This is a genomic window from Microbulbifer variabilis (genome assembly GCF_052467165.1).
Map to the genome: position 1 here is coordinate 321,123 of NZ_CP174301.1, position 26,934 is coordinate 348,056.

At 49.2% G+C, this 26,934-nt stretch carries 25 protein-coding genes and 2 pseudogenes; 16 read left to right on the forward strand and 11 right to left on the reverse strand.

The features are described 5' to 3' along the window. Positions 1 to 17: 17 nt before the first annotated feature. Positions 18 to 464: a L,D-transpeptidase family protein gene (locus ACJJIP_RS01430; protein WP_169337133.1), complete on the reverse strand. Its 447-nt coding sequence runs from the start codon at positions 462 to 464 to the stop codon at positions 18 to 20. Beyond that, positions 422 to 661, reverse strand: coding sequence for a hypothetical protein (locus ACJJIP_RS01435; RefSeq protein WP_444946083.1), 240 nt, complete (start codon positions 659 to 661; stop codon positions 422 to 424). Before ACJJIP_RS01435 ends, ACJJIP_RS01430 begins: the two co-directional genes overlap by 43 nt. A gap of 1,121 nt (positions 662 to 1,782) precedes the next feature. On the opposite strand from ACJJIP_RS01435, the gene ACJJIP_RS01440 reads away from it, so the two are divergent. Together ACJJIP_RS01440 and ACJJIP_RS01445 are read left to right on the forward strand one after the other, a co-directional pair. Continuing rightward, on the forward strand, positions 1,783 to 2,163 hold the full coding sequence (locus ACJJIP_RS01440) for a DUF1269 domain-containing protein (RefSeq protein WP_353375590.1): 381 nt from the start codon (positions 1,783 to 1,785) through the stop codon (positions 2,161 to 2,163). 288 nt (positions 2,164 to 2,451) lie between these two features. Next, a complete protein-coding gene (locus tag ACJJIP_RS01445; protein ID WP_444946084.1) occupies positions 2,452 to 3,906 on the forward strand; it encodes an aryl-sulfate sulfotransferase in 1,455 nt (484 codons plus the stop codon). A gap of 145 nt (positions 3,907 to 4,051) precedes the next feature. On the opposite strand, the gene ACJJIP_RS01450 is transcribed toward ACJJIP_RS01445, so the two are convergent. Genes ACJJIP_RS01450 through ACJJIP_RS01460 form a run of 3 tightly spaced genes read right to left on the reverse strand, consistent with a single transcriptional unit; the run spans position 4,052 to position 5,563 of the window. Further along, positions 4,052 to 4,342, reverse strand: a complete 291-nt coding sequence (locus ACJJIP_RS01450) for a putative quinol monooxygenase (protein WP_282952332.1) — start codon at positions 4,340 to 4,342, stop codon at positions 4,052 to 4,054. A 37-nt stretch (positions 4,343 to 4,379) separates the two neighbouring features. Then, the gene (locus ACJJIP_RS01455; RefSeq protein WP_020414393.1) at positions 4,380 to 4,832 is read right to left on the reverse strand and encodes a DMT family transporter; all 453 of its coding nucleotides are present in this window, start codon (positions 4,830 to 4,832) and stop codon (positions 4,380 to 4,382) included. 56 nt (positions 4,833 to 4,888) lie between these two features. Then, positions 4,889 to 5,563: a type 1 glutamine amidotransferase domain-containing protein gene (locus ACJJIP_RS01460; RefSeq protein ID WP_020414394.1), complete on the reverse strand. Its 675-nt coding sequence runs from the start codon at positions 5,561 to 5,563 to the stop codon at positions 4,889 to 4,891. A 121-nt stretch (positions 5,564 to 5,684) separates the two neighbouring features. Between ACJJIP_RS01460 and ACJJIP_RS01465 the strand changes: the two genes are divergently transcribed. From ACJJIP_RS01465 to ACJJIP_RS01475, 3 genes and pseudogenes are all read left to right on the forward strand, one after another. Further along, complete coding sequence (locus ACJJIP_RS01465; RefSeq protein ID WP_020414395.1) at positions 5,685 to 6,566, forward strand: LysR family transcriptional regulator; 882 nt, start codon at positions 5,685 to 5,687, stop codon at positions 6,564 to 6,566. Positions 6,567 to 6,623: 57 nt separating this feature from the next. Next, entirely contained in the window at positions 6,624 to 6,938 is a 315-nt protein-coding gene (locus tag ACJJIP_RS01470) for a cupin domain-containing protein (protein WP_444946085.1), read from the forward strand. Positions 6,939 to 7,309: 371 nt separating this feature from the next. After that, a pseudogene (locus tag ACJJIP_RS01475) lies at positions 7,310 to 7,561 on the forward strand (DUF1203 domain-containing protein); the annotation flags it as partial. 94 nt (positions 7,562 to 7,655) lie between these two features. Here the strand turns inward: ACJJIP_RS01475 and ACJJIP_RS01480 are convergent. Continuing rightward, positions 7,656 to 8,021 carry a winged helix-turn-helix transcriptional regulator gene (locus ACJJIP_RS01480; protein WP_282952333.1) on the reverse strand — a complete coding sequence of 122 codons (366 nt, stop codon included), beginning with the start codon at positions 8,019 to 8,021 and terminating at the stop codon, positions 7,656 to 7,658. 112 nt (positions 8,022 to 8,133) lie between these two features. Between ACJJIP_RS01480 and ACJJIP_RS01485 the strand changes: the two genes are divergently transcribed. Both ACJJIP_RS01485 and ACJJIP_RS01490 read left to right on the forward strand, forming a co-directional pair. Then, positions 8,134 to 8,544 carry a GFA family protein gene (locus ACJJIP_RS01485; RefSeq protein ID WP_282952334.1) on the forward strand — a complete coding sequence of 137 codons (411 nt, stop codon included), beginning with the start codon at positions 8,134 to 8,136 and terminating at the stop codon, positions 8,542 to 8,544. Positions 8,545 to 9,110: 566 nt separating this feature from the next. Then, positions 9,111 to 9,856: pseudogene (locus tag ACJJIP_RS01490) on the forward strand (alpha/beta hydrolase). Positions 9,857 to 9,872: 16 nt separating this feature from the next. Here the strand turns inward: ACJJIP_RS01490 and ACJJIP_RS01495 are convergent. The 4 genes from ACJJIP_RS01495 to malT all read right to left on the reverse strand — a co-directional run bounded on the left by ACJJIP_RS01495 (position 9,873) and on the right by malT (position 18,250). Further along, positions 9,873 to 10,748: a polyphosphate kinase 2 family protein gene (locus tag ACJJIP_RS01495; protein ID WP_353375595.1), complete on the reverse strand. Its 876-nt coding sequence runs from the start codon at positions 10,746 to 10,748 to the stop codon at positions 9,873 to 9,875. Between the two features lie 42 nt (positions 10,749 to 10,790). After that, positions 10,791 to 13,322: a plasma-membrane proton-efflux P-type ATPase gene (locus ACJJIP_RS01500; protein WP_444946086.1), complete on the reverse strand. Its 2,532-nt coding sequence runs from the start codon at positions 13,320 to 13,322 to the stop codon at positions 10,791 to 10,793. 318 nt (positions 13,323 to 13,640) lie between these two features. Further along, positions 13,641 to 15,290, reverse strand: a complete 1,650-nt coding sequence (locus ACJJIP_RS01505; protein WP_444946087.1) for an alpha-amylase family glycosyl hydrolase — start codon at positions 15,288 to 15,290, stop codon at positions 13,641 to 13,643. Positions 15,291 to 15,535: 245 nt separating this feature from the next. Further along, positions 15,536 to 18,250: an HTH-type transcriptional regulator MalT gene (gene malT, locus ACJJIP_RS01510; RefSeq protein ID WP_444946088.1), complete on the reverse strand. Its 2,715-nt coding sequence runs from the start codon at positions 18,248 to 18,250 to the stop codon at positions 15,536 to 15,538. A 435-nt stretch (positions 18,251 to 18,685) separates the two neighbouring features. Here malT and ACJJIP_RS01515 point away from each other — a divergent pair, with 435 nt between their 5' ends. The 9 genes from ACJJIP_RS01515 to ACJJIP_RS01555 all read left to right on the forward strand — a co-directional run bounded on the left by ACJJIP_RS01515 (position 18,686) and on the right by ACJJIP_RS01555 (position 25,511). Next, entirely contained in the window at positions 18,686 to 19,579 is an 894-nt protein-coding gene (locus ACJJIP_RS01515) for a hypothetical protein (protein ID WP_020414404.1), read from the forward strand. Between the two features lie 37 nt (positions 19,580 to 19,616). After that, positions 19,617 to 20,267: an MBL fold metallo-hydrolase gene (locus ACJJIP_RS01520; protein ID WP_020414405.1), complete on the forward strand. Its 651-nt coding sequence runs from the start codon at positions 19,617 to 19,619 to the stop codon at positions 20,265 to 20,267. A gap of 45 nt (positions 20,268 to 20,312) precedes the next feature. Continuing rightward, a complete protein-coding gene (locus tag ACJJIP_RS01525; RefSeq protein WP_444946089.1) occupies positions 20,313 to 20,924 on the forward strand; it encodes a DUF2799 domain-containing protein in 612 nt (203 codons plus the stop codon). Between the two features lie 75 nt (positions 20,925 to 20,999). After that, entirely contained in the window at positions 21,000 to 21,428 is a 429-nt protein-coding gene (locus ACJJIP_RS01530; protein WP_020414407.1) for a hotdog fold thioesterase, read from the forward strand. 29 nt (positions 21,429 to 21,457) lie between these two features. Then, the gene (locus tag ACJJIP_RS01535; RefSeq protein WP_444946090.1) at positions 21,458 to 22,165 is read left to right on the forward strand and encodes a M48 family metallopeptidase; all 708 of its coding nucleotides are present in this window, start codon (positions 21,458 to 21,460) and stop codon (positions 22,163 to 22,165) included. Positions 22,166 to 22,212: 47 nt separating this feature from the next. Beyond that, positions 22,213 to 23,577, forward strand: a complete 1,365-nt coding sequence (rlmD, locus tag ACJJIP_RS01540) for a 23S rRNA (uracil(1939)-C(5))-methyltransferase RlmD (RefSeq protein ID WP_444946091.1) — start codon at positions 22,213 to 22,215, stop codon at positions 23,575 to 23,577. Positions 23,578 to 23,760: 183 nt separating this feature from the next. Continuing rightward, complete coding sequence (locus ACJJIP_RS01545; protein ID WP_020414410.1) at positions 23,761 to 24,129, forward strand: DUF2750 domain-containing protein; 369 nt, start codon at positions 23,761 to 23,763, stop codon at positions 24,127 to 24,129. 54 nt (positions 24,130 to 24,183) lie between these two features. Continuing rightward, entirely contained in the window at positions 24,184 to 24,576 is a 393-nt protein-coding gene (locus tag ACJJIP_RS01550; RefSeq protein ID WP_444946092.1) for a VOC family protein, read from the forward strand. Positions 24,577 to 24,581: 5 nt separating this feature from the next. Further along, entirely contained in the window at positions 24,582 to 25,511 is a 930-nt protein-coding gene (locus ACJJIP_RS01555; protein WP_020414412.1) for an SDR family oxidoreductase, read from the forward strand. 42 nt (positions 25,512 to 25,553) lie between these two features. Here the strand turns inward: ACJJIP_RS01555 and mnmH are convergent, their stop codons facing one another. After that, a complete protein-coding gene (gene mnmH, locus ACJJIP_RS01560; RefSeq protein WP_444946093.1) occupies positions 25,554 to 26,648 on the reverse strand; it encodes a tRNA 2-selenouridine(34) synthase MnmH in 1,095 nt (364 codons plus the stop codon). Positions 26,649 to 26,934: the final 286 nt, after the last annotated feature.

Genomic DNA, 26,934 nt, shown 5'->3' on the forward strand with positions numbered 1-26,934 from the left:
TAGCGCCCCAATTTTGCCTAAGGTACGACGGATACCTTTGTTCCAACTCTAGCGTGGCGATAGAAAATCTTCGCCATATGCCAGGGGATACGGATGCATCCATGGGAGGCCGGGTAACCGGGTACATAACCGGCGTGCATGGTGACCGGGCCGTTAATCCGCATCATGTAATCCATTGATGCGCCGCGGAAGCGAGACCCGGCGGGTTTGCGATGGCGGCGTACATCCACATTGCTGCGCAGTACTTGGCCGCGGGCACTGATATAGTGACCGTATAAGTTTGAGCGATGACTATATTTCTTCTCAGAAATACGGAAGTTGCCTGTGGGAGTGCGATGGCCGGGTTTGCCGGTAGAGACAGGAGACATACCGGCAAGGCGCCCACCTTTATAGAAGTAGGCTATCTGGTCACTAAGGTCGATCACAATGCGTGGCGTACCCTGCACATGGGCTTTGAACCACATATGCTGGCCATATCGTGGTTGTGCCCTTTGGTATCGGCCGTATCGTGGTTGTGCCCTTTGGTATCGGCCGTATCGTGGTTGTGCCCTTTGGTATCGGCCGTATCTTGAATATCCCCTTTGATTCCTGCTGTATCTCGAGTGTCCCCTGTAATCCCTTCTGTATCTGTAATCCCTGCTGTACCTGGAATGCCCGCCATAGTGCCCTCCATGTCCCTGGTGAGAGACGTATCTCGAGCCTTGGCGGGCGTGGGGATTGGAGTAATCTACGGCATAGGCCAAGGGAGCTAATATTGCCGATCCTACAACCACCAGTGCGGCGGCGAATGAAGAGTTTTTACGTAGAGATCCCTGCACTTTTTGTAGGGGTGTTTTCCGTTGTGTATGTATAGTTCGATGATTTTGCAGCGAAGGTCGGTTATGCATTACACACCTCTCAATTGCCCGTGGGCTGTGCAAACAACCGCAGTTGCGAACTACTGTTACTAATCCCAGGGCGAGAGACAGGCTCCCAGTTAAGCGGGATAAGACAACAGTGAGTGATTCCCCAGTGCAGATTGCCGTTATATTCGGCATTTACTGCGGGATGGGTTAGCAGTGGTATTTGCCACTACAGGTCAAGAGGATGTTAAGGTCGCCATCTTGGGCCAATCACACCAAAATGGAATAAGGGACTTCTTTGTTAGTGCCAAGCTTGTTGGTCAGCGTTTGAACTAATAAAGCTGATACCATTTCGGACTACTCGGTGCCCCTATTTTGTCTACCGATTATCCTTTGACAGAAAAGATTGAGCGAAAGGAGTTTTATGAAAACTTAAGTTCATGGAATAGAAAAATATTCTCCGGATAACTGGTAGAGATGGAGACGTGATGTAGTAAAAAGGGGGGAGTAGAATAATTATGAAAAAGTATCTAAATAAGAGCAAGAATATACTGGATGATTTATCTTCGTGAATTCCTGAGGGCTTTACTTCCGGTGTTAAGGTTGTTCAGGGTTTGATTGAATAGCTGCCTGTTTTTGCCTCTTCCGAGAGGAATAATAAAACTGCTCAGATCTTTGATGAAAAACACTACTTTGTAATTCCTTTTGAACTTTCAGAGGTAGGTTTTACCTTGCATACTATGCGGTGTCTGCCCAAAGAAACCCCAGAGGTTAATGACCTGCCTAAGCGGCGTATTTTCACTTCTCCAATGAATATTATGAAGGCAGCCTGCGTAAATTCATGGTGGAGTCTGCCGTGGAATTTTCACTTGAGCATAAAGAAAAGCACAGAAATCCTTAAGCCAAGCTCGCCGATGATATTGACACTTTAGATAGAAAAATGACTTTGGGAATGTTGCTCATTGGTGGTGTGGCGGCGGTTTTCAATCCTATTGTTGGTGCTGGATTGGCAGCGAAAGTACTGGTTCCCGGTGTAGGTGGGATAGTCAACAAATTTGGATTGCGTCCAGTCGGTGAGAAAATTGATGAAGCTCAATCTAAGAGAGCCATAGCAAAAGCAGAGAAAGACGTTGCCATAAAATTTTCTGAGGCTAGTACTCTCAAGGTTGTCAATCCAATTTTACAGGAATTGGAATTGGCCTTAAGAACTACGCAAGAACAACATGATCCGTTGAATGACCCTAATCTGGCTAGTGGATCAATTCCAGAATTGGATGGCAAGCACTGGAGAGGATTAACTGAGAAAGCAATTTTTCATTAATATAAAGATATTTATTCTAATAAAAGCTGGCGTAAAAAGCACACCTGGGCCCAGAAGATTTATGCTGGCTTAAAGTTTTGTTTGCCGATATTAAAAACTGATTTACGTATGTTATTTGTTTTTTGGGGGGTGGTATTAAACTTTTTCCTGTTTTTATGAAAATGTTCGAATAGATATTGCTATGAATGTGGTATTTGCTTATGGAAGAGTAAAAAATTAATTTTATGTAAACCAAATCCCTTGGGTTCCGTTGAATAGTTGGGTTTCCATAAATAAACGGAGTAGAACATGTATAAGAAGAATGTGTTACTGAAATTTTTTTTATTATTTTATATATTCCTTAGCGGGTTTTCCAGGGCAGAGGTGAGTCAGGCGGATGAAACAACTCTGGGGGCAGTGGAGTTAATACTGAGCCCTCATCCTGATAATAGTCTGATGGTTAATGCCAGTGTGGTCACAGCGTCTAATGCGAGAGTGGCCATCAGATTCAACTCTGCTGATACAGAAAGAAGGCGTACGGCTTATACTGATTTCGGGACTGATCATAACCGAGTAGTGCTCGGTTTGCGATCTGATACGACTTATCAATTCACAGCAGTAGCTGTATTTGAGTCTGGTGAAAAAGTATTGAGTGAGGCTGTGGAGTTTAAGACGGGCCCTCAACCCACTGGAGTACCTGAGGTAAATCTTCTTGCAAAAAATGAGCAGGGTGAAGGGGGGCTTACCATTTTCGCGCCATCAGGCAATACTGGTAGTACTTTCTGGGGATTTGATGAAGAGGGCGAGCTTGTCTGGTACTTACATGGTGATTTGCCTGCAACAGGTACCAAGATAGCGAGAAATCTGCATGATGGACGCCTACTGTTGTTATTGAGTGGTGAGGCGCGCACTATTTCATTTACAGGGGAAACCCTATCCTCTATTGAGCTGCCCCCTTACCATCATGATGCTCTATTACTAGAAAATGGTCACATACTGCTATTGAGCAATGAAACCGAAACAATCAATGGAACTTTATTACAGGGAGACGCAATTATAGAGCTCGATACCCAGGGTAACATTGTATGGGAGTGGTCTGCTTTTGATCACCTGGATACAGGCCGTTTCCCAGGCGATCTGGCCGCAAGAGTGTTATCCAATGGGGCTCTGGATTGGACTCACTCTAATGCACTGCATTATATCGCTGAAGATGATTCTATTCTTCTCTCCAGCCGTTCCCAAAGTTGGGTGGTCAGTATCGACCATAAGAGTGGTGAAATTAACTGGATTATGGGGAGGGACTCAGTAGTTTCTAAAGAGCTATCAGAGAAGTTGTTCGCCCTTGATAATGGAAGCTGGATGGCTTCCCAGCATGCTGCAATGAAGACTGGCGATGGAGAAATATTAGTCTATGACAATAGAAATGAGTCTGAATTAAGTGGAGATATTTACAACAGCCGCGCAGTTAAATTTCGATTAGATACGGAAACTATGTCTGCGGAGCAAACCTGGGAATTTGTTGCGCCTAAATATACTGCATCTCTTGGAGATGTCGATGAGCTTATAGGTGGAAATATCTTAATATGTGCTGGGGGCCCAGGAAGTGCAAGTACAGGTGGTGATCGCAATGCGCACTTGATAGAAGTGACATCAGGAGATATACCTGAGACTGCTTGGGAGGTGGAGGTTGTTGATACCACAATTTACCGAGCAGAGCGTGTTAGTTGGGCTGAACTTTTAGGAAGAAGTTCTGGAAACAACTAGTTTGATAGCCGCTTCATTATTACCCTTTTCCAATTCATAAAGGCCTACCTTTAAAAGCCCAGCAAGTCCACAGTTAATCAGATGCTGTGGACTTGCTTTTACCTATTGAGTGAAAACTCCATAATCAGTTAACTTAATTTATATTTTATAATTCAGTGTATTTTTCAATTCTTGCTTCTTCTGCTAAAAGTGGGGCTAGCTGGGATAGTATATTTTTCAAATGGTCTGTGTTCCAATGCTGCTGCTCAGCTTCCGCAGACTCCCACAGTTCAAGAGTCGTAAATATATTACTCTGATCCGTGGCGGGCAGTATTTTATAATATAGGCAGCCGGATTCATTTTCAGATTCCTTTGCCAGTTCTGTTAGCAGTTTTAATACCGGGGATGCCTTATCCGGCTGGGCTGTGACTCGCGCCATAACGTATAAATTAGCCATTGCTTCTACTCCAAAGGTTTAAATTGTGCTTAAAAGGTCACGAAGTGCGTTTAACTACTAGCAAAACACCAATAACCATCATGGCCAGTCCAATTAGGCGCTTTGTGTCCAGGCTGGATTGCTGCGCCCCAAGTAATCCGAAGTGATCGATAACACTAATAGCGAGCAGCTGTCCAAGAAGAACGAAAGATACTGCATTGCCCACTCCATATCTTGGGGACACCCAAGTGACACTCAATATATAAAATGCGACTAAAATCCCGCCGAGGTAGAAATACCAGGAAATGCCTTTGTGAAAAATCTCGCCTGGGATCCCTTCCGTTTTAAAGAGGTAAACTGAGGAGATTACCAATCCAACAAAAAACAGTAGTGTCGTTGCCAGGGCTGAGCTACCGAGCTTAACACCGAGACCACTGTTCAGTGTTGCCATTACCGGTATACCGACACCTGCCAGGAGCATTAAGGACGGATAAAAAATTGCATTTTGCACTTTTGGAACCTCTACTCAAGGTTGTGGGCCGGTACTTGGGCCGGCCCGCAGCCCTATTAGCTGGCAAGTTGCTTGGCAATGGCCAAGCCTACGCCGTGTGCGCTAGCTGGGTTTTGGCCGCTGATTACACGTCCGTCCTCAATAACAAACTCCTGCCAGGGCTGGACTTTGTTAAACCGGGCCGAAGTTCTAACGAGAGACTCTTCTAGCAGGAAGGGAATATCGTTAATAGTACCGAAGTCAATCTCTTCTTCGCGGGTAAAAGCCGTTACCGATTTGCTGGCCAAAAGCTTTTCCCCGTTGCTTAGGGTGATGGGCAGGAAGCCAGCTGGACCATGGCAGACTGCCGCCAGGATGCCGCCCTTTTCATAGTGCTCAGCACTCAGTTTGGCGAATTCTTCATTAGTTGCCAGATCGGAGAGCAAGCCGAATCCCCCTGGATAAAATACTGCATCGTAGTCGTCAATATTCAGCTGATCTACGGGGATGGTATTGTTGATACGGTTCTGGAAATCCTCATCGTCCAGCATCTTCTGGTTTACCTCATCGCCCTCAATATCCGTACCGTAAATAGGAGCCTTGCCGCCTTTGATTGAGGCAATATCGTAGTCGATGCCATTCTCCTTAAATACATGAACGGCATGGGTCAGTTCGGGTGAGTAGGTGCCGTTGGCTTGATCGGTTTCACCCAGGGTGGCGTGATTGGTAACCGGGATAAGTACTTTCTTCATGTCTGTTTCCTCTATTGGTAAGCATTCAGTGGGGAGGGATTGTAGATTGTCCTTAATCTGCTGATAATATATCTATTCGGTTAAATACCTTTGCTATATGGCAATAATAGAAGTTTGAAATATGGAAAATTTTGACGGCCTGGTCGAGTTTGTAGCTGTGGCGGAAAGCCAGGGTTTCTCTGCGGCAGCGAAGCAGTTGGGGTGTAGCACCAGCCATGTCAGTCGGCAGGTCTCACGTTTGGAAGAACGTTTGGGCTGCGCCCTTCTGGCCCGCACCACACGCCTGGTCAGCCTTACCCAGGCTGGAGCAGTCTATTACCAGCGCTGTAAGGAACTGGTGACTGGATTGCAACAGGCGAATGAACAGGTAAGCCAGCAGCAGTTCCAGCTCAGTGGAACCCTCAGGGTGAGCTGTGCTGGCCTCTTTGCCGAGCAATATGTCGCCCCGGCCCTGATGGAATTTGGTGTAGAGCATCCAGAATTAAATATTGATATGGATTTCAATAGTCGGATGGTTAATTTTGTTGAAGATGGTATCGACTTTGCCATTCGCTATGGTCGCCTGGAAGATTCCGGTTTGGTAGCTCGAAAGCTTGCAGACCGGCAGATGATGGCAGTTGCCAGCAAAGAATATTTAAGACGAAACGGCATTCCCGAGCGCCCTGGTCAACTGAAAGTACATAGCTGTATTGTGACAAATAATGATCAATGGATGTTTGAAGTAAATGGAGGACAAGAGGTTGTGAAGGTTAAGGGGCGCTGGAGAAGTAATAATGCCCATACCGTTGTAGAAGCCTGTAAACAGGGGTTAGGTATTGCCTATATGCCTAAGGGCAGTTTTAGTGAAGTTGTTGAGGAAGGTTTGTTAAAGCCAATTCTTAAACCTTTCTGGAGCCGGGGAGCCAGTAGCTGGATTGTCTACCAGAATCGTCGCTTCTTGCCACTACGCGCAAGAATGGCGATTGACTACTTGGTGGAGTATTTCTCTGGTTGGAAAGAATAATTTTGAACAAGTAGCTACCTTATGTATCCTCGACTAATCAATAATGAGTTGGCCTGGATGAAAAATATATTCGCTCACTTACCTGCAGATACATCTGTGGAGCACTTTACAGACATTGTTAAATCAGGGGATATGCGTATTGAGAGAATCGTATCTTATGGGCAATCCTCCCCTGAACAGGGTTGGTATAATCAGGAGCAGAACGAGTGGGTAATCGTTTTATCAGGGTATGGAATGATTGAATTTAATTGCGGTGAGAAGGTGCGCTTGGAGGCTGGTGATTTTGTCGAGATTACAGCGGGGAGAAAGCATCGGGTATTGGAGACCTCTTCAGAAGAAGCTACAGTTTGGCTTGCTGTTTTTTATACATAGATGTCGCCATTTCTAATGAAGCATTCAAGGATAATCCTATTTTAAGGTTACCTGTAAAACCATATTGGTACCTATTGCACTTCCGAAATTGGCCTGCCGAAGGCTTGTTTGGAAACTATGCTTATTGGCCTAATTATCAGTTAGGGAAAAATTAGCGTGAATTTTCAAATTAAAGGTCTTGATCCAGCGAATTTACATCACTTATATAACTGCTCAGAACCTCATCTAAAATTTAAAAATATGGATTGGAAATTCGCAGATGCCAGCCCTGGTTATCCCTGAGGATCTCACTGCTAGATGCTGAGGTTGGTGAACGAATACTTTGTATACCATTCGTACATTTCAATTAACGAGGCTTTTACTGTGCCTCAGGTCCGGTTTTTATTAGGGAGGGTGCAAAACCGACAACATTGAATGTTAATGAAATTCCAGAGATGTTGAAGCACCGACTACTCTCTTTAAGGGCATACTGTTGTAATGATTTAATGGTGACGGCAGAGGTATGCCAGGGGGTTGACTTGGAAGCTGGGCTAAAAAAAATGTTCAGTAGTGCAAAGGTTGATTATGTTCATATTCACAATGCGGCTCCTGGTTGCTTTATTTGCGCTGTATACCGTATATGATCTTGTGGTATTTACCTTTTGTGACAAAGCTAATTCTTGCTCTGGATGACTGATAATCAGTCTAACAGCTGAACAACTTCTACTTTGCTTTAAATTACCTTTCTTTTTGCATAAACCATTTAGGTGGAACCCAGGTATCTTCAATATATTTATTGCCCCATCGGGCAATTTCCTGGAGGATCGGCAAAATATCTCGGCCTTTCTCTGTTAGCAGATATTTGTAACGCTTGGGTTTTTCCTGGTACAAGGATTTTTCAATAATTTTTTCCGACTCCAGCATTCTAAGCCTTTCGGCCAGCCGGTTTGTTGGAATCTTCTCTGGTGAATTAGCGAGTTCGGTATAAGTCTCTTTTCCACAAATCAAGTCCCTGAGTATTACCAAGGTCCATTTGTCACCAAATACATCCAGTCCGCTCACTATCGGACATCCGGAGCGCAAAAAGTTCTTATCAGGGGTCACGGTTGTTCCATTCGATTCAATGCGATAAATAGTAATACAGTAACTTGCAAAATTGAAGTTATGCTTATAGGATTTAATAACTTCAAAATCGTAAGTTACTATGGAGGAAAAAATGTCAAATTTATCAGGGGAGTGCCTATGTGGTGCTGTAAGTTATACGTGTGATAGTGATGCTGTAATGGCGGGGCATTGCCAGTGTACGGACTGCCAGAAAATTAGTGGTGCAGGACACATATCGAATATTGCAGTTCCAAAAGATAGTCTTAATATTTCTGGCAAGCTCACATACCATGAAAAGTATGCGGAAAGTGGCAACCTGATAACAAGAGGGTTCTGTCCTCATTGCGGCTCCCATATATCTGCGGAAAATAGTGGAATGCCCCAGTTTGAATTTTTGCGGGCAGGAACTTTGCACGACTTGGAAAAGTTCAGACCATCCATGGTCGTGTACTCGGGCAGTGGTGCTTCCTGGGATTATATGGACCCAGACCTCTCTAAATTTGAAAAGATGCCTGAGCTCTAAGTTGATTGGAGCTGAAAAGGCCATCACTGAATGAGGGATATCCCAATGAGAATAATGACGTGTACACAATTAGGAGATGCTTGTGACCTTGAGTTTCGCGCCAGCACCTTTGAAGAGATGGCGGAAATGAGTAAAAGGCATGGTGTCGAGATGTATTAAAAACAGGATCCCCTTCACTTACAAGCCATGCAAAAAAGCAGAATCTGATGGAAAGTCCTGAAGTGATGCAGGAGTGGTATGAGGCCAAGAAAAGGGAATTTAATGCTCAGCAGGAATGCTGAGGTAGTTAACCACGCAGCAGTCTGTGACATACAATCGGACTGGATATATCAGTCCGGTTGCAGAAAAACTGTTTGGGTAGTAGTACTATCTAATAGTTTTTTCGATAGTTAATTTTATACTGATTGCTGTATGATTTTGGGTGGAAATCTAGTGATTAATGTCGCCTTACTCAATAATAAAATTTATTTTTACCATTATGAAAATAATAGCTAAATAGCTTATCCTCTTTTGTACTTCACTGGTGTCAGCTGTTGTTGGGACCTTAGGATTTTAAAAAACCACCTTTGGTTATTGGAGATTCTATAAGTTTTCCATCCAAGATATCGGATGAAAAGCGTAGCCTGAATGTTTACCTGCCGAAGAGTGATCAAAGAGAACCAAAAAGGGACTATCCAGTAATATATCTTTTGGATGGATCTACAAATGAAGATTTTATTCATATTGCAGCCTTGTTACAGTTTGGTTCCTTTTTCTGGATTGATATGGTTCCTGAGTCGATTCTTGTTGGAGTTGTGAATGTAGGCAGAAAGCGGGATTTTACCTTCCCCTCTACGGAATCCCGGGATCGTAAGGAATTCCCATCTTCAGGGGGGGCAGATCAGTTTATAGAGTTTTTGATAAGGAAGTGCGGCCACTGGTTGAAAGTCACTATCGGGTGAGAGGGGATTCTACCTTGATAGGCCAGTCATTAGGAGGGCTTCTAGCTACCGAAATTCTATTTAGGCGTGCAGAACACTTCGACAATTATATTATCATCAGTCCAAGTCTTTGGTGGAGTGGAGGATCATTATTGGCTGATCTTCCAAAAGATTGCTGTGCTGATGAATTAGTTTATGTCGGCGTAGGGAAAGAGGGTGAGGTTATGGAGAGATTGACAAGGTCGCTATTCACTAAGTTAGATAGTGAGAAAAATAAAGCCAGGGTGCACTTTGGTTATTTTGGGCAGCTGGATCACGGTGATGCTTTACATCTGGCTGTCTATGATGCTTTTGAGAAATTCTTTTCCATAAAGAACGTGCAAGGTAATTAGCCTGTGTGGCTGAGATTCACTGCTTTTTATTTTTAGGGGCATTTACCAGCCCCTCCTCTATATCTATCTTATCCAGGCTGTGATATTTTTTCTTGATTTTGTCTATGTCGACAGTGGGGGCAGGGAATTTCATCTTCAGAGCATCCATAGCATCTGCAACGATAGAAGCTACTGCTAGGTTACGAAACCATTTGTGATTTGCTGGGATGATAAACCACGGAGCATAAGCCGTACTGCATTTACTTAATGCATCCTCAAAGGCATTGGTATAGGCATCCCAGTAGCTTGCCTCTGTGTAGTCATTTTCACTGATTTTCCAATGCCTTGTGGGATCATCAATACGTTGCTTGAAACGCTTTAACTGTTCATCTGCATCAATATGCAAGAAGAACTTCAGGACCAGGGTGCCATGGTCGGCCAGTAGTTTTTCAAAATTATTGATATGCTCATAGCGCTTAGACCATATCGATTTGGGTACCATATTGTGAACCCGTTGAATCAGGACATCTTCATAGTGTGAACGGTTAAAAATAGCCACATGGCCCTGAGCCGGTGTTACCTTATGGCATCGCCAGAGGAAATCATGAGCAGCTTCTTCTTTAGATGGTTGTTTGAAACTGGTTACGTTACAACCCTGGGGATTCATAGCACCCAATACATGATTGATAGTGCCATCCTTGCCCGCAGCATCCCGGCCCTGCAAGCAGATCAATAATGAGTGCTTATGTTCTGCGTACATCAGGTACTGCTGGGCTCGAATTCTCCTATCGAGCTTTTCTATTATTGGATTGGCTTCTTCGCGACTGTTGTAACAGTCTTTGAATCCTGGATCTATTTTATCCAGTTTGACTTTACTGCCAGGTTTAACCTGAAAGGTTTTAAAACAATCCATGGCTATTCCCATTTAGTGAATTGAGAAAAAGTTAAACTCTTTTCAAATGTCCTGCAGGCGGCGGTAGAGTAATTTTTTGACCAAGTCCAGGGCGAACATCCAGATGATCATATATAGCCATACCAAGCCAATAATGCTCCAAGGGATGGCGGGAACCAGCCAGCCGAATCCGCACATTAGCACCGTCAGGATTTGAGTGCCGACAATCGCACAAAACAGTTTCATTGCTGGGAATGGTTTACTAAAGAAAGCTTTACGTGAGCGCACTACAAACAGCAGCAGATGACCACCAGCGACAATTTGCAAGAAAATAATTGTCTGGATTTGTTCCTTACTAAGTGATATCCAGGATTGCCACTGGCTATTCTGTAGCCATTCCATGCCAATTAAAAGGAGGCCCATTGTTTGTGCAATAGAAAAAATTCCAATAATCGTTGACCCAAGCAGCAGATCACGCATTTCCCAGTGTACCGGCTCTTTGGGCAGTAAGGTATTGTCGTAGGCGATGGTCATTATGGGAATATCATCCAGTAATGCGACAAGTACAATCATTACGGGGGTAAGGGGAGAGAATCCAAAAAGAATGGTGGCGAATACCACAACAACCATGATGTCCAATGTCATGGAAACCCGAAAAAGCACATAATTAATAATACGTTCGAATATTTTTCGTGCTTCGTCGATAGCATCGACAACGGTCGATAATCCTGGGGCGGTAAGAATAATAGCAGCCGCAGCGCGAGCGGCATCGGTGGCGCCGCTGACGGCAATACCACAGTCGGCCTGTTTAAGGGCAGGAGCGTCGTTTACACCGTCACCAGTCATAGCTACCTGATGCCCGCGCCCTTGCAATGCTTTTACAATGGCATACTTATGTTCTGGAAATACCCTGCCAAATCCGTCAGCTCGCTCTACACAGTCAACCACTTTCTTTGGCAGGTGGTCCATATTTTCCGATTGATCAAATACATCCCCTGCTGCAAATATATTCTGGCCGATACCTACCTGGGAGGCGATTTCCTTACCGATCGCGACATCGTCTCCAGTAATCATTTTTACCTGTAGCCCATGTTCCCGCGCCCTGCTGATAGTTTGTTTAGAGTCATCCCGAGGTGGATCTTCGAGGGAAAGAATTCCGAGAAAAGACCAGTTATTTCCATTATTACAGCGTGCCACTCCCAGTGAACGAAGGCCGTGAGAAGCTAATTCCTCTACACAGGATTTTGCTTTCTCTGCTTTATCACCGTTGAGATTGCACAGTGTCATCACCGCCTGGGGGGCACCCTTGCAAAAAGAAAGTAAGTGTCCTTTATCGTCTGTGACCTGCGCCTGAGCACGCTTAGTAACGGGGTCGAAAGGAGTGAATTCTTTTAGTCGAAAGTTATTTAATTGATTTTTATTTTTAAGGCCGGCAAAAATTGCCTGATCGATGGGGTCACTGGAAGCGGATTCTGAAGCTAGAGCTGCGGCGAGAATAAGTTCATCGCTGCTTTGAGCATCAAATAATTTTGGATCATGTAAGCTCAACTGGTTTTTCGTTAGAGTGCCGGTTTTATCGGAGCAAAGGATATCTACACCGGCGAGTTCTTCAATAGATTCGAGTTTGGAAACAATAGCTTTTTTGCGCGATAGTGCCAACGCACCCAGGGCATTGGTAACAGTAAGCACTGAGGGCATAGCTACCGGAATGGAGGCGATTAGCAGCACCAATACTGTGCGCAAAATGTTGATAATGTCGGACCAGTGCCAGTTGGGCGCTATTACTATATCCCGATACAGCTGGGTCCCAACCAGTAACATCGCCAATATCAGGCAGAGCACAATCAGGAAGTCGCCAATATGAGTGACGGCTTTTTGTGAGTGCGAGGCCTCCTGGCCTGCACCTGCGACCAATTTTGCGGTGCGTCCAAAGAAAGTATTGCGGCCGGTGCCAATAGCAACAGCGCTCATTTCTCCACGTTTTGCAATACTGCTTGAGTAGCCAATATCTCCCACTTTTTTGCTGACCGGCAGGGACTCGCCGGTGAGAGCGGCTTGATCGATGCTAATAGATTTGCCGTCGATAAAGCGCACATCAGCTGGTACCACTTGACCAAGCTTTATACGCAAAATATCACCTGGCACCACGTTGGCCGCTGCAATAGTCTGGAATTTGCCGTCCCGTAGTACTTCGGCCTGTGGAGCCATACTGGCTTTCAAGGCGGCGAGGGCATTGGAGGCTTTATGCTCTTGCCAGAATCCGGCAATGGCATTGTAGAGAAGCAGTGCCATGATGATAGCGAAGTCCGGCCAGTGCCCAATAAGTGCGGAAAGTAAAGCGGCGGCTTCGATCATCCAGGGAATGGGGCCCCAAAAAAAACGGAAGAACCTGGCGAGTGCGCTCTGTTCTTTCTCTTGAATCGTATTGGGGCCGTACTGCTTAAGCCGAGCTGTAGCTTCACTCCGGGTTAGGCCCTTAGGTGTAGTTTTGAGTGCAGAATAGACGTCGCCAAGCTCTGCCTTTTGCAGATCTACCTGGCTGGCCACTACCGACGAGGTATTCGCAGTTTGAATTCCTGGCCCAGATTCAGGCACGGGCATATTCCATTTGGTCGCAGGCGTTGAGCATAAATTCCGGGTAATTTTACAGGGCAGTTAATTTGTACTTTTGCAAATATCTAATTTAGCAGCAGGGTCGAAGCCAAATGTTGTAAGAGCTGCCTGCGAGGATTTTCAATGGGGAATAAAAAGGCCGGCACGGGGCCGGCGAGGAAGCAGACGTCGAAAGGATAAGCTGACGTTGCAGAGACACAGAAAAGCAACACAAAATACCTGGGAGAGGTGCTGTTATTTTCCTGAAAATAGCGATCAGCAGCAGTAACTGCCGGTCAAAAAACCTCCTGGGTTAGCGGGTTACGAATCGGGTTTTTTCCGATGCAGTACACAGGCTCCAGCAGGATCCAGGGTTAAGGTGCTGTTGTTACACTGGTTTTTAAACAGGCTTGGGGTAATGTTTTGGGCACCAGTAAACTCTTCAGGCAGGGTATATTGCTCGCTGTGTTTACCTAGATTCAGGGCAACAAGGAGTTCCTCTCCTGCGGCACGGCGAATAAATACCAATAATTCGTTATCGGTGTTGATCACTGCCTGTTGTGCTGTCGCTAAGCTTGGCGGCAATGTGTGGTGCCATTCAATCAGGGCGCGAAACTGGTTCAGCATGGAGTGCTGGCTATCTTCCTGGATGCTGACGGCGCGTCGCTGGTGATCTTCTGAAACAGGTAGCCAGGGTTTACTGGCGGAAAAGCCGGCGCTTTCGCCGCCCCCCTGCAACCAGGGCATAGGCGTGCGGCAACCGTCGCGACCTTTAAATTCAGGCCATAGGTTAATGCCATAAGGGTCGACCAAATCCTCAAAAGCGATATCCGCTTCCGGCAGGCCCAGTTCTTCCCCCTGATATATACAAACACTGCCGCGCAGGGTCAGCTGCATAAGCAGGAATAGCGGGGCGCGCGCATGGGTTAATTCATCGCTGAAGCCTTTGTTCCAGCGGCTAATTGAGCGGGGTACATCGTGGTTACTGATGGACCAACAGGGCCAACCCCTTTCAATTACCTCGCGGTTTTTCTCCAGTGTTTCCCGCAGGAATTCAGCACTGCAATCCTCGGTCAACAGATCGAAGGAGTAGGCCATGTTCAGCCGGTTTTCTGTGGTGTAGTCGGCCATGATCTTGTGGGTGTTGTCATCGCCCACCTCGCCCACGGTAACCGTGCCCGGATACTGATCCATCAGCTTGCGCACGCGTTGTAAAAAGACGAGGTTTTCAGGTTGGGACTTATCGTGTTGATGCCATTGATAATCGTAGTGATTCACCGGCGGCAACCCTTTTTCGTCAATCCTGAGTGGGCGCGCTGGATTATCAGCCAGGGCCTGCTGGTGGAAAATGAAGTTCACTGCATCCAGGCGGAAACCATCCACTCCTCGGTCCAGCCAGAACTTCATGTCGGCTAGCAGCTGCTCCTGCACTTCTGGGTTGTGCACATTGAGGTCCGGCTGTTCCCTGAGAAAGTTAGCCAGATAAAATTGGCGGCGGCGGGTACACCAGCGCCATGAGCCACCACCAAATACGGATACCCAGTTATTTGGCGGGGTGCCGTCGTCCCTGGGATCTTGCCATACATACCAGTCTGACTTGGGGTTATCATGGCTGGAGCGACTCTCTTTGAACCAGGGGTGCTGGTCTGAGGTATGGCTGAGGATCTGGTCGATAATAATTTTCAGGCCGCGCTCATGGGCTGCTTCGATCAGTTGGTCGAAGTCCTCGAGTTTGCCAAAAATCGGGTCTACATCACGATAATCCGCCACGTCATAACCAAAATCCACCATCGGGGATTTAAAGAAGGGGGAGATCCAGATGGCATCTACGCCTAGAGATTTCACATAATCCAGTTTTTGCGTAATACCGGGAAGATCGCCGATACCATCGCCATTGGCATCGCAGAAGCTGCGGGGGTAAATCTGGTAGATAACACTATTGCGCCACCATTCTGTGCTGTTGCCGCTCATGGATTACTGCCTTGTTTCATTATTTGAAGGGTGGGACAGGCCCACTCTGGAAGGATGCGCCGAGTATGGGGTAGCGTGCAGTGGTCTACCTCCTCCCCACCCAGGGGGGAGAGGCTGAGAGTTGTGGCGCGCTGGGGGAGAGTAGTTGGAGGACACACTAATATCTGACTCACCCTGGGTGTGTCGTCAAATTATAGTGAGCTGCGGTGGGAATGCGTCAGTACATCCTTGTGCTGTGAGTGGTCTCAGGGACGATCCTGCACTGAACGCAGCATTTGCTCGGCCAGGGCGATGGCCTCTTGGCGGTCTTTGACATCCAGTTTCTGATAGAGGCTGCGGATATGGGTCTTGATAGTACTGGGTGCCACCTTGAAGTGACGCGCAATGCGCTCGTTCGATAGCCCCGAGTGAATGGCATTGAGTACCTGCCACTCCCTGGGAGTCAGTGGCGAATGGCGCAGAAAATCGGGTACCGCATCGCTGGCGAGAATCTCCCGGATGATGGTGTCATCCAGCTCAATTCGAATGCCACCATCCAGTTCAGGCTGTTGCTGGGTCACGCGAATCAATTCCTGCGCCTTGGTGGCTTCTGCCTCCTCCAGACCCTGCTCCAGGGCGGCCTTCAGAATGACGATCAGTGGTTTACCGATCTGCAGGAAGCTGGCGCGGAAGTCTCGCCCGGCGGCCAACTGCAGCGCCACGGAAATGGCTTCCACTGCTTCGCTGTGCCGCTCGCGCAGCCAAAGCAGGTGGGACTCCAATACCCGATTGCGTAGACGGTCCGTCACCAGGCCGCACTCCTTGGCGACCTGCTGCAAGCGGCTCAGCAAGCGATTGGCGTCAGACCAGCGATGTAGCTCAATCAATGCGCGTACATGGTTGCGTCCGTGACATTGCTCAAAGTGATTACTGGGCCTGTCGGCTACCGGTTCAGCCTGTTCCAGCCAGGTGGTAATAGCCTGTTGATTGCCCAGGGCGCGCCAGGTGCGGATACGGGTGGCGTCGGCATTGGCAACCCAGTCGCGATGATAGCGTTCGCCTGAGAGCAGGCGCTCAATACGGTCGAGCCATTCCTGGGACTCCTCTTTTTCGCCGCGCGCCTGAGCAATTTTCAGCAATAGGGTGTATTCAGGCAAAAGCCAGTGCTCTCCCACTTTGCGGTTGATTTGCATTCCCCGGCGGGCGGAGCGCTCGGCGCCTTCCAGGTCTCCACACTCCCACTGCAATTGGCCGCGCAGGCGACAGACAAACTCGGAAATTGGTAGGGTGGAAAGGTGGTGTTTCTGCACCAGGTTGTACACCTTTTCCTGCAGGGTGGCGGATTTTTTCAAAAGACCCTGGGCGAAAGCGATCTCGGTCTGCTGGCAGATGGCCCACGCGGCACTGGGAATATCTTTCTCGGCAATAGCCAGGGCTTCCACTTCCTGCATATGTGCAAGGGCTTGTTCCAATGCGCCCAGGCAGAAGCTGGTTTCGCCGGTCACCAGTAATGCGGAAATTCGCTCCCCCAGCTGTTCACGGTGCAACAGCCCCAGGGCTTCCTCAGCGTATTCCTTGGCTTGTAGGGTTTGGCCGCGGGCGATAGCGACCTGGGCGCGCATAGTGGCAAAGGCACCCTCATACTGGTGCCATTGCTGCGGATCCTGGCGTTGCAGCCAGCTCTCAGTGGCGGCGAGGTTCTTCTCACACTGGTCGTACTCAAAGTTTTCCCGCGCCATCTTGGCTGAAAGCAGGGTAAATCGCGCATTGAGTTGTAGCTCTTCAGCGCCCAGCCATTCAAGGCAATCGCGCAACAGGCGGGACTGGCCCCCGCGCAGTAACCGCTCTCCCTGCTCGTTCAGCAGCTGGCGCAGGCGTTCGCGGTCACCACCGGCGAGGGCGTGACGCAGGGCTTCAACCGGCTGGCCCAGCTCTTGCCAGGTGTCGCAGGCAATGGTGTGTAAATGCTGCAACTGATCTCGGTCGCTCAGTTGACGTTGCAGGAAACGCGCAAACACTGGGTGAAAACGGAACCACTGTCGACTGGAATCCTGTGCCTGTAGGAAGAGCCCACGCCTGGCCGCACTTTCCAGCATTTGCTGGCCATCGCTGCGATCACTCAGGCGCTCTGCCAGCTGGGCATTGACGCGGGTGAGAATTGAGGTACATGCGAGCATCTCACGTAGCTGGAGTTCAAGCCGTTCCAGTACTTCTTCGGCGAGGTAGTCGAGAATATGGCTATGGCCCTGCTCCAGTTCTGCCAGGTAACGGTCGACCTCTTCGCGGTCGCGTACAGAGAGCGTGAATAGTTGCACAGCCGGGGGCCAGCCCTCACTTAAATGCTGTAGTTGGGCGGCGCGATCAGCGTCCAGGTTAAATGGCAGGCGCTGCTTCAGCAGCTGGCCGATTTCCTCGGTAGTGAGTGCCAGGGCATCGCTGCCCAGCTCGAGTAGGCGTCCCTGCACACGCAGGGTAGCGAGCCCCAGGGGCGGCTGGCTGCGGCTGGTGAGGACGACGCCCACACCGGCGGGGGCGTGGCGCAGAAGAAAACGGGTTGTGTCGTGTACTACCTGATTATCGATCTGGTGATAATCGTCCAGCACTATGCGCAGCTCGCAAGGCAGTCCGCGCAATTCAGCCAGCAAATGGCTGACGACAGAGGTTGGGTCCGGACACTGGGGGGCTGTTAGCAACTGGTAGGTCTGGGGTACGCCGTTGCCGGTTGCGCGGTGCACACTCTCCACAAGGTAGCGGCAGAATTGATTCGGTTCGTTGTCGCTGGCATCCAGGGTATACCAGGCCACCGGGTTATCCTGACCTGAGGCCCAGGAGGTGACAAGTGTGGTTTTACCGTAGCCCGCCGGTGCTGTTACCAACAGCAACTGGTCGCTGTGACCGTCGTTAAGTAACGACAGCAGGCGGGGGCGCGCCAGTGTGTGCTCGGGGCAATCCGGCAGGCTGTATTTGGAGGTTAATAGCATCGCTGCGGGCGGGATCGTTTTAAACGTCTGATTTTTGTACAAAGGTTATTATGCACCAGGAAAGCGCTAATGTGACAGCGCTGCGACAGGGGGCAGGGGTAAAACTGGTAGATTTGTTTCGATTAAGACTGGCGCGGACTTGACTTTGGGCAGTATATTACTGGGCGGATCAAATTAGTCACACTGATCCCTTAAGGTTAGCCGCCGGCAGGGGCACGTCCCTTTGCCCCCGAAAGCTGGCGTGCAAACTGGTCTTACCGACCAGATTAATCACCTTCTAGCGCATTGTTATAGCGGCAATTTCCGGTCCTCCTGACCGGATTATTTTTGCCAAAATACGCAACATATTTTTACGCAGTGAGTTCAATTTGGATCACTGTCGGGTGTGCAGAGGGTCTGATGCCAATTCAACAAAAATAATAAGAAGAGGCAAATATGGCAGATATTGTAGTCCTGGCCGTTGCGGGAGCCGGGGTGGCCCCCAGGGATTTTGCGAGCCCATTATTCTCGGCGTTAAAAGATGCTCTCGGCGGTGACTGGTCGCGCTTGTATTGCGATACCCTGACGGCAGTGGAATCCCTTCAGGGCAATACAGATCGGGTGTTCCAGGGGATGTGCAAGAGCGAGATGGACTATCTGCGCGCGCGCAAATTCTTGCTTTGTACTATGGCCCAGGGCGCAGCCCAATTGGGAGATATCCAGCAGCGTGATGGAGCCTATGAGAAAACCCAAGGGGCGATTTATCGCATGTTGCAAAAGGCTGCAGCAGCGGCCGGTGAGCGAACACCGGTGGTGCTATTAAGTCATTCTTTCGGTTGCGTCAGTTTTTCCAATTACCTCTGGGATGCCCAGCGTTCGAGTGTTGGCCATGGAATTTGGCGTGATGGTGGTCCCGGAGGTGTGCGTAAGGGTTCTGCGCGAGAACGCTTCCTGCGACTGAAGACCCTGAGCTACTGGTACACCCTCGGAGCCAGTAATCCGCTCTGGTGTGCTGGCAGGGGGCGTGAGCAGATCCAGGCGGTCACCGCGGACTCCCGCGGCTATCGATTTCGTTGGAAGAACTTCTATCACCCCGATGATTTATTTGGTTGGCCCCTAAAGCCACTGAGTCCTACTTATAACCAGGCCGTGTTTAAAGATTATGAGACGCGTCCACTAAGTGATTCCCATATGGGTAGCCAAGGTCCACAGGTGTTGCCTCTGGAAGATTACTGGTCCAGTGACCTGGTGCTGCAACAGCTGCTTGGGGACTTGCGCGCGCTGCTGCAAAACGGACAGCGTGGAGGTTCGGCACCTGCTCAGCGATCTCAACGGGTACTCACGGTATAATCTCTGTTCCCTGTAACTGATCCCATTAAGGATACCTATGTCGCTGCAATTTCATTCGGTCCCGGTTACTCCCTTTCAGCAGAACTGCACATTGCTTTGGTGCGAGGACAGCAAGCGCGCTGCGGTAGTGGACCCTGGCGGTGATATTGACAAGATCCTTGCCGCTGTAGAGGAGCGCGGCCTCAAGTTGGAGAAGATACTCCTTACTCACGGCCACTTGGACCATGTGGGGGGGACAGCTGCGCTAGCCGGGCAGCTGCAATTACCCATTGAGGGCCCTCATCAAGATGATAATTTTTGGATAGAACAGCTGCCCATGCAGGCCCAGATGTTTGGCTTTCCCGCGGTGGAAGTTTTTACTCCGGATCGTTGGTTGGAGCAGGGTGATACCGTTACTGTGGGTGAGGAAGAGCTGGAAGTTTATCACTGTCCCGGCCACACGCCGGGCCATGTGGTGTTTTTTCACCGTCCCAGTAACCTTGCCCTGGTGGGGGATGTGCTGTTTTCTGGCTCTATCGGACGCACAGACTTTCCCCAGGGAGATCACGATACTCTGATACGCTCGATCAAGGAGCGCTTGTGGCCGCTCGGTGACGAGGTACGCTTTGTACCTGGGCACGGCCCTATGTCGACTTTTGGCCAGGAGCGTAAAACCAACCCCTTCGTAGCTGATAAACGTTTCGGCTGAGTTTTTATTGTGGGAGAACAGTAACTAAAACGGGAGGCCGACCCTATGCCTACGAAAGTGAGTTTATACCTACTTATTTTTGCTGCTGTGTTAAGTGGTTGTGCAGTAATTTCCGAAGATGAGTGCCGCGCTGGGCTCTGGTATGAGCGTGGCGTTCAGGACGGTGCCCGCGGACGCTCCCCGCTGCTGGTGCAGGAGTTGGCTCAGGAATGCCTGAGTTACGAAATCTATGTGGATAATGAGGCTTGGTTGCGCGGTCATGAGGAAGGTATAGAGCAGTTCTGCACCCCGGATAATGGTTATCGGCAAGGGCGTCGGGGGTACAAGTATGAAGGGGTATGTACAGGCCCTACTGCTGATCTCTTCGTCGAAAATTACCAGCGTGGACTCGTTGAATACCGTATCGAACAACAGTATCAAAACTTATTGTGGCGTCGCGACAACTTAGAGCGGGAGCTTTACTCTCTGCATTATGCCCTCCGGCACACTGACAGTGACAGCCAGCGCCGCGCCCTGTATTTCCAGCACAGTCGGCTCGAGTGGGAGTTACGCATGTTGGATTTGGAGCTGCATCGCTATGGGCTTTTCGGTCCTCGTTATTTTATCCCCGGTCTTTATCCCCGTGGTTTTTTCTCCTCCGCCTTTTTTTATTGGTGAGTTTAACGGTGGTGTGCTACCGAGTGGTTAAACTCAGATGATCACCTTTACGATTTCATTTCTAGAGAGTTTTTCATGGCAATTTGGCACAGTACTCCGACCTTGGAAGAGATTAATCAGGGCAGTGCTAACTGCATGCCCGGCTATCTCGGTTTGGAAATTACGGCAATTGGTGAAGATTACTTAGAGGGTAAACTACCGGTGGACCACCGTACACGCCAGCCTTTTGGGATTTTACACGGTGGTGCTAATGTGGTGCTGGCAGAGACTCTGGGATCTATTGGTGCCAATCTGTTGGTGGATCCCAATAAATACTACTGTGTTGGGCAGGAGATTAATGCCAACCACCTGCGACCGGTGCCGGAGGGTGAAGTTACTGGCCGGGCTAAGCCTGTGCATATTGGACGAAGCAGCCAGGTTTGGGAAATATTGATTTATGCACCCAATGGCAAGTTAAGCTGTATTTCCCGAATCACCATGGCGGTGGTGGCTCACGGTGGCTAGCAGATGCCAAATTTTTTGGGGTGCCTCCAATGAGTGAGGCGGATGAATTTATTTTTGAGGATATTCCCTATCGCTTGGTGCGTTCACCCCGACGCAAGCGATTGGGATTGATATTGGCGCAGTCAGGGGTAGAGGTACGTATCCCTCAACGCTGTGCAGCTCGCCATGGTCATCAGTTTCTGCAGGACAATATTCAGTGGGTGCGAGCCCAATTACTGGCCGCCAGTCAGCGGGCATCCCAGGTGCCGCGTTACCGATATGCTTTTGGTGAGCGATTTCCATGGCTCGGCAGGTCATTGCCACTTGCGCGTGCCTCTAATGCTAAAGCTGCAGGAATTGGTGAAGCGGCAATCCTTCTTTATACCCGCACCCAATTTCCTGAACAGGAGCAACTTCAAGGAGCTTTGCAGCGCTTGTATCAGCGCGAAGCACTGGTCCTGTTAACGGAAAAGTCCCAGTTGGTGGCGGATCGACTGGGGCTGGCATTTTCTTCGGTGCGGGTACGGCGTACTAAAAGCAAGTGGGGGCACTGCAGTATCCGTGGAGAGCTACAGTACAACTGGTTGGTTTGTCTGGCTCCGGAACCTGTAGTGGATTACCTCATTGCCCATGAGGTCTGCCATCTGCAACATCACAATCACAGCCGTGACTTTTGGGAGTTGGTGCAAAGTGTTTGTCCCCGTTTCAAAGAATTGCGCCGTTGGCTCCGTGATAATGGCCACCGCCTCACTGTGTAAAAAATATCAGTACAAATCAGATCTTTCGAATTCTTCAATTAATTAACATGAGCAAGAAACCGCGTTTTATTACCTCGCGCAAGCCGGTGACAAAAAATTTGCCGGCGCAGGCCGAAGCCTGCGTAGAGAAGTTCAGCCATGATATGCGTGGCATTGCCCGCGTTGCGGGGAAAACTGTATTTATCGATAACGCTTTGCCTGGTGAAAAAGTACTTTTTCGTTATAGCGCTCGTCGGGCCCGGTTCGATGAGGGCTCAGCGGTGGAAATCTTGCAGGCATCACTTCAGCGTAGCGCGCCTTGCTGTCCCCATATCAGCTTCTGCGGAGGTTGTTCTCTGCAGCACCTGGAAATTGGTGCGCAGATTATTGAGAAGCAAAAAATCCTGCTGGACCAACTTATTCGTTTTGCTGGTATTGAGCCCAAAGAGATATTACCGCCCTTGGTTGCTGCATCCTACGGCTATCGGCGCAAGGCACGTATCGGCATTCGCCAGTTAAAATCCCGTAGGGGGAAAGAGTTAATTTTTGGCTTCCGTGAAAAACGCAGTAATGATCTGACGGATATCGATGAATGCCATGTACTGCACCCGGCAATTGCCAGACAAATACCGACGTTAAAACAGCTTGTGGCTGACTGCGATGGCAAAGCCTATTTTTCTCAGTTGGATGTGGCTGTGGGTGATGATGTTGCGGCTCTGGTACTGCGCCACCTAAAGCCGTTATCGGAAGGTGACCGAGAGCGCTGGATAAGCTTCGCAAAAGTATCTGGTATACACATGTATATACAACCTGGTGATTCGACATCAGTTCGACGTTTATGGCCGGAGCAGGGGGAGGCCTTCCTCAGTTACGCGCTGCCAGAGTTTGATCTCACCATGCGTTTCCAGCCATTGGACTTTATCCAGGTCAATTTCGAAATTAATCGCCAAATGGTAAGTAGAGCCCTGCAATGGCTGGATCCCCAACCCGATGAGCGGGTATTGGACCTTTTCTGTGGCCTGGGGAACTTTACCCTGCCTTTGGCGCGATGTGCCGGCGAGGTGGTTGGCATTGAGGGCGTGGGGGCACTCACCCGTCGCGGTGTAGAGAATGCCGAGCTGAATACTTTGGATAATGTGCAATTTTACGCAGCAGACTTGAATGAGGAAATAATAAATCAGCCTTGGGCCCAGGGCGGCTTTAATAAGATTCTGCTGGACCCGCCGCGAAGTGGTGCTTTGCAGGCTGTGCGGAGTATTGCGAGTTTTAATGCAAAGAAAATTGTTTATGTGTCCTGTAATCCTGCAACCCTTGCGCGGGATGCGGGGGCCTTGACACAGCTCGGTTACCACCTGACAAAGGCGTGTGTCATGGATATGTTTCCCCATACCGATCACGTTGAATCTATGGCGGTATTTGAAAGGGATGCCTAAGCCGATAATTGTCTAAGCAAAAATATTCGAGATAAAGAAAAAATTAGCTGGGTTTTATGCATAAGTTAAAAATGGCTGGTGAGCCTCGCTAAGGCCAGGCCGGGAAAATTACGCCAGGTTACTGCATTGGTGCGAAGAGAAAACTAACGTACACTGCTGGCAAATCCATTAAGCGAAGATGTTATGCAAAGTGCACCCCTAACGAATGATTTTGAAGAGAACTGTGCGCGCTTTTTGCCTGAGGCTGCTGAGCAGGGCTGTGTTTGGGCACTACAGGGGGAAGAGGGTTTTGCGCTGTGTGAATCAGAAAAACGTGCACAGACTGAAGTAATGCCGTTTTGGTCGCAGCGTGAATTTGCTGAGATGCACTGTGAAGGTGATTGGGCCGAGTATGAAGCTGTAGCTATCGATCTGGAAGAGTTTATGGACGATTGGCTTACCGGTATGCATGAAGACGTGCTGCTGGTAGGGTTGAATTGGAATGTTGAACTGGAGGGAGTGGAGCTGGAACCACTCGACCTGTTGGAGCAGCTGGAGCAGGAACTGCAGTAAGCTGCGCCATAGTGCCCCATCAGTGGATAAAAATCACACAATAGGGTGTCTCAAATGGGGCAGATTCTCGGCTTGCACACGGTTATTTACGGTGTAACAGATATTGCTGAAGCCAAAGACTGGTACACACAATTACTGCAGCAGAAACCCTATTTTGATAGTGAGTGTTATGTGGGGTTTCGAATTGGCCAATGTGAACTGGGCTTGAATCCAGACGCGCGCAGTGCGATCAGCCGTGCGGATGGCGTGGTCGCCTATTGGGCGGTTGTGAATATGGCCACACAGGTCGAACGTCTCGGAACCATGGGTGCGCGACAACATAGCGATGTGGTGGATGTTGGCGAGGGCGTGCTGATGTCAAGTTTTCTCGATCCCTACGGCAATATTTTTGGGTTGATTGAGCACCCACAAGTTCAGCCGGAGGTTTTGGAACAGTTAACGGAGTAGTCCCCGTGAACAGACCGCCAGTATCCAGCTTTCGCACTTCAAGTCAGGGCTTTGCAGCTGAGAGCCTGGCCCAGATCGGACGGGGCTATGTGGCGCCAGACCGAGTCGCACTGATTACCGGATGTTCCAGCGGTATCGGGCGTGAGCTGGCCCTGGCGTTGCATCGTCGCGGTACAATTGTTATTGCCACGGCGCGGCGTCCGGAGAGCTTGCAGGAGCTTGCTGATTTGGGCATTGCCACTGAAGCCATGGATGTAAACAGCCAGGCGGATATAAACCGCGTTGTTCACGCTCTTAAAGCCGCCTATGGCCGCCTCGATATTCTGATCAACAATGCCGGCTATGGCCAGATGGGGCCGTTGCTGGAGTTGGATACTCGGGCCCTGGAAAATCAGTTTCGCACTAATGTATTCGCACCGCTTGCACTGATCCGCGCCTGTGTGCCGTTAATGCGTGCCGGCAAGGGTGGTGTTGTTTGTAATATTGGTTCGGTGTCCGGCGTACTGGCGACACCTTTCTCTGGTGCTTATTGTGCCTCCAAGGCTGCCCTTCACTCACTTTCCGAAGTACTGCGTCTCGAGTTAAAGCCTTTTGGCATTCGCGTGATGACGGTGCAGCCGGGGGCTATCGCCTCGGAATTTGGCCGTCATGCAGAGGTATCACTGCGCGGGTTACTGCCGCCGGACTCTTTATATAAGCGCCAGGAGGAGGCCGTGCGCTCCCGCGCACAGGAGTCGCAGCAAAATGCCACTCTGGCCAGCACGCTTGCACGTAAGTTGGTGCGTGAGTTACTTCGAAAGCGGCCACGAACTCTGGTACGTATTGGAAACCGCAGTAGCTTATTGCCCTGGTTGGCACGCTGGCTGCCCCGCGGACTTCGGGACTGGATAATGCTGCGTCGCTTTAAATTGAATCGGTTGGCACATAAGGCTTGATGTGTAGCTTCTGATTATTGCGGTAATCGTGCTGGGTGAAAGTTAATTGGGGATAAGAGTTTCCGAATCTGCCAACCAGGCTTTCACTTCAGCGTAGGTACCGCGAAATAGGACTTCACTATCACGCTTCTTCATCAGATAGCTATAACTCCCATCGTAATACTCCTTCAGCAGTGCCATCACCAATGGAATATAGGCGTCGCTGTTGCCACTGCGCTGTAGCTCCCCATTGGCTTCGGCCAGTTGTGTGTCTAATTGCTGATAGCGCAGCCCGCCTAGGCGTTTGCGTATTTTCCCCAAGCTTTCATGCAGATCCGCTCCAAGTGCCGCAGCAGGGGATTCAGTGTCGTCAAAACGTGGTAAGGCCTCACTGATATAATCGCGCACGATACGGCGGGCACGATTCTCTACGGGTTCCTCAACCAGTATACGTGGTGCTGCTTTCATTGCGCTTTGCAGGGCGGGGGGGAGGGCACAGCGTCCGATGAGGTGACTTTCATCCTCGATAAAAACCCTTTCAGAGGTTTGTGCCAGCTTGAGTAAGTCGATACTGATTTGGTTTTCGAAATTGATCTGCGTTGGTTGCTTGTATCCGGTGCGACCAAAGCTGGAACCACGATGCTTGGCTATGCCCTCCAGGTCCAGAGCTCGACTGGCCGACTGGATTAGTTCCGTTTTTCCACTGCCGGTATGGCCAGCAATAACAGCAAATGATAACTGCCGGCTTTGGATTTCCAGTTCACCAAGAAGGTAGTTGCGCATAGCTTTGTAACCACCCTCTACCAGAGGGTAATCAAAACCTGCGTCGCGAAGCAGTTTCTGAGTAGTACGTGAGCGTAGGCCACCACGAAAACAGTAGAGATAGCCTTGTGGGTGCTCATCGAGAAAAGCCTCCCAGGCGGTGAGACGTGCCTGTACCACCTCTTGAGTGGCGAGTTTCCATCCAAGGGTTATGGCGGCCTGCTGTCCTCGCCGTTTGTATTCGGTGCCGATGAGTTCGCGTTGGTGATCATCCAGTAATGGACGATTTTCTGCAGAGGGGAAGGCCCCACGCTGATACTCTACCGGTGCGCGCACATCCAGTAGTGGAGTATCACGGAGGAAAATTTCTCGGTAATTGGATGTACCCTGCCGCAATGGAAGCCTCTCTATTAATATGGGGAATATCGATAAGATACTTGATGCCGCTTCTGTGAACCAGATGCCTGAAGAGAATATCCTGGCTTTGAAAGTCATTCGCCGGAGTTAGGAAAACTGAGATATGGAAGATAAGATATGTTGTCGATGGTAAAAAAGCACTAATAGTCCGTATGTAATATGGAATATCCAACAAATATAGCGAGTGGCAGGGCTGTTCCTGAGAAATTGTTGAGCGTAACAAAATGGATCTCTTTTACTTCTGTTTCTCTATTGGGATTTTAGG

Excerpts from the sequence above, each read along its gene's own strand:
- ACJJIP_RS01505 (WP_444946087.1), bottom strand. The coding sequence starts at position 15,290 with ATGAGCGGCAACAGCACAGAATGGTGGCGCAATAGTGTTATCTACCAG.
- ACJJIP_RS01535 (WP_444946090.1), top strand. The coding sequence starts at position 21,458 with ATGAGTGAGGCGGATGAATTTATTTTTGAGGATATTCCCTATCGCTTG.
- ACJJIP_RS01550 (WP_444946092.1), top strand. The coding sequence starts at position 24,184 with ATGGGGCAGATTCTCGGCTTGCACACGGTTATTTACGGTGTAACAGAT.
- rlmD (WP_444946091.1), top strand. The coding sequence starts at position 22,213 with ATGAGCAAGAAACCGCGTTTTATTACCTCGCGCAAGCCGGTGACAAAA.
- ACJJIP_RS01445 (WP_444946084.1), top strand. The coding sequence starts at position 2,452 with ATGTATAAGAAGAATGTGTTACTGAAATTTTTTTTATTATTTTATATA.
- ACJJIP_RS01430 (WP_169337133.1), bottom strand. The coding sequence starts at position 464 with ATGTGGTTCAAAGCCCATGTGCAGGGTACGCCACGCATTGTGATCGAC.
- ACJJIP_RS01485 (WP_282952334.1), top strand. The coding sequence starts at position 8,134 with ATGTCAAATTTATCAGGGGAGTGCCTATGTGGTGCTGTAAGTTATACG.
- ACJJIP_RS01450 (WP_282952332.1), bottom strand. The coding sequence starts at position 4,342 with ATGGCTAATTTATACGTTATGGCGCGAGTCACAGCCCAGCCGGATAAG.
- ACJJIP_RS01440 (WP_353375590.1), top strand. The coding sequence starts at position 1,783 with ATGACTTTGGGAATGTTGCTCATTGGTGGTGTGGCGGCGGTTTTCAAT.
- ACJJIP_RS01470 (WP_444946085.1), top strand. The coding sequence starts at position 6,624 with ATGAAAAATATATTCGCTCACTTACCTGCAGATACATCTGTGGAGCAC.
- ACJJIP_RS01435 (WP_444946083.1), bottom strand. The coding sequence starts at position 661 with ATGGCGGGCATTCCAGGTACAGCAGGGATTACAGATACAGAAGGGATT.
- malT (WP_444946088.1), bottom strand. The coding sequence starts at position 18,250 with ATGCTATTAACCTCCAAATACAGCCTGCCGGATTGCCCCGAGCACACA.
- ACJJIP_RS01465 (WP_020414395.1), top strand. The coding sequence starts at position 5,685 with ATGGAAAATTTTGACGGCCTGGTCGAGTTTGTAGCTGTGGCGGAAAGC.
- ACJJIP_RS01520 (WP_020414405.1), top strand. The coding sequence starts at position 19,617 with ATGTCGCTGCAATTTCATTCGGTCCCGGTTACTCCCTTTCAGCAGAAC.
- ACJJIP_RS01460 (WP_020414394.1), bottom strand. The coding sequence starts at position 5,563 with ATGAAGAAAGTACTTATCCCGGTTACCAATCACGCCACCCTGGGTGAA.
- ACJJIP_RS01545 (WP_020414410.1), top strand. The coding sequence starts at position 23,761 with ATGCAAAGTGCACCCCTAACGAATGATTTTGAAGAGAACTGTGCGCGC.
- ACJJIP_RS01495 (WP_353375595.1), bottom strand. The coding sequence starts at position 10,748 with ATGGATTGTTTTAAAACCTTTCAGGTTAAACCTGGCAGTAAAGTCAAA.
- ACJJIP_RS01530 (WP_020414407.1), top strand. The coding sequence starts at position 21,000 with ATGGCAATTTGGCACAGTACTCCGACCTTGGAAGAGATTAATCAGGGC.
- ACJJIP_RS01515 (WP_020414404.1), top strand. The coding sequence starts at position 18,686 with ATGGCAGATATTGTAGTCCTGGCCGTTGCGGGAGCCGGGGTGGCCCCC.
- ACJJIP_RS01525 (WP_444946089.1), top strand. The coding sequence starts at position 20,313 with ATGCCTACGAAAGTGAGTTTATACCTACTTATTTTTGCTGCTGTGTTA.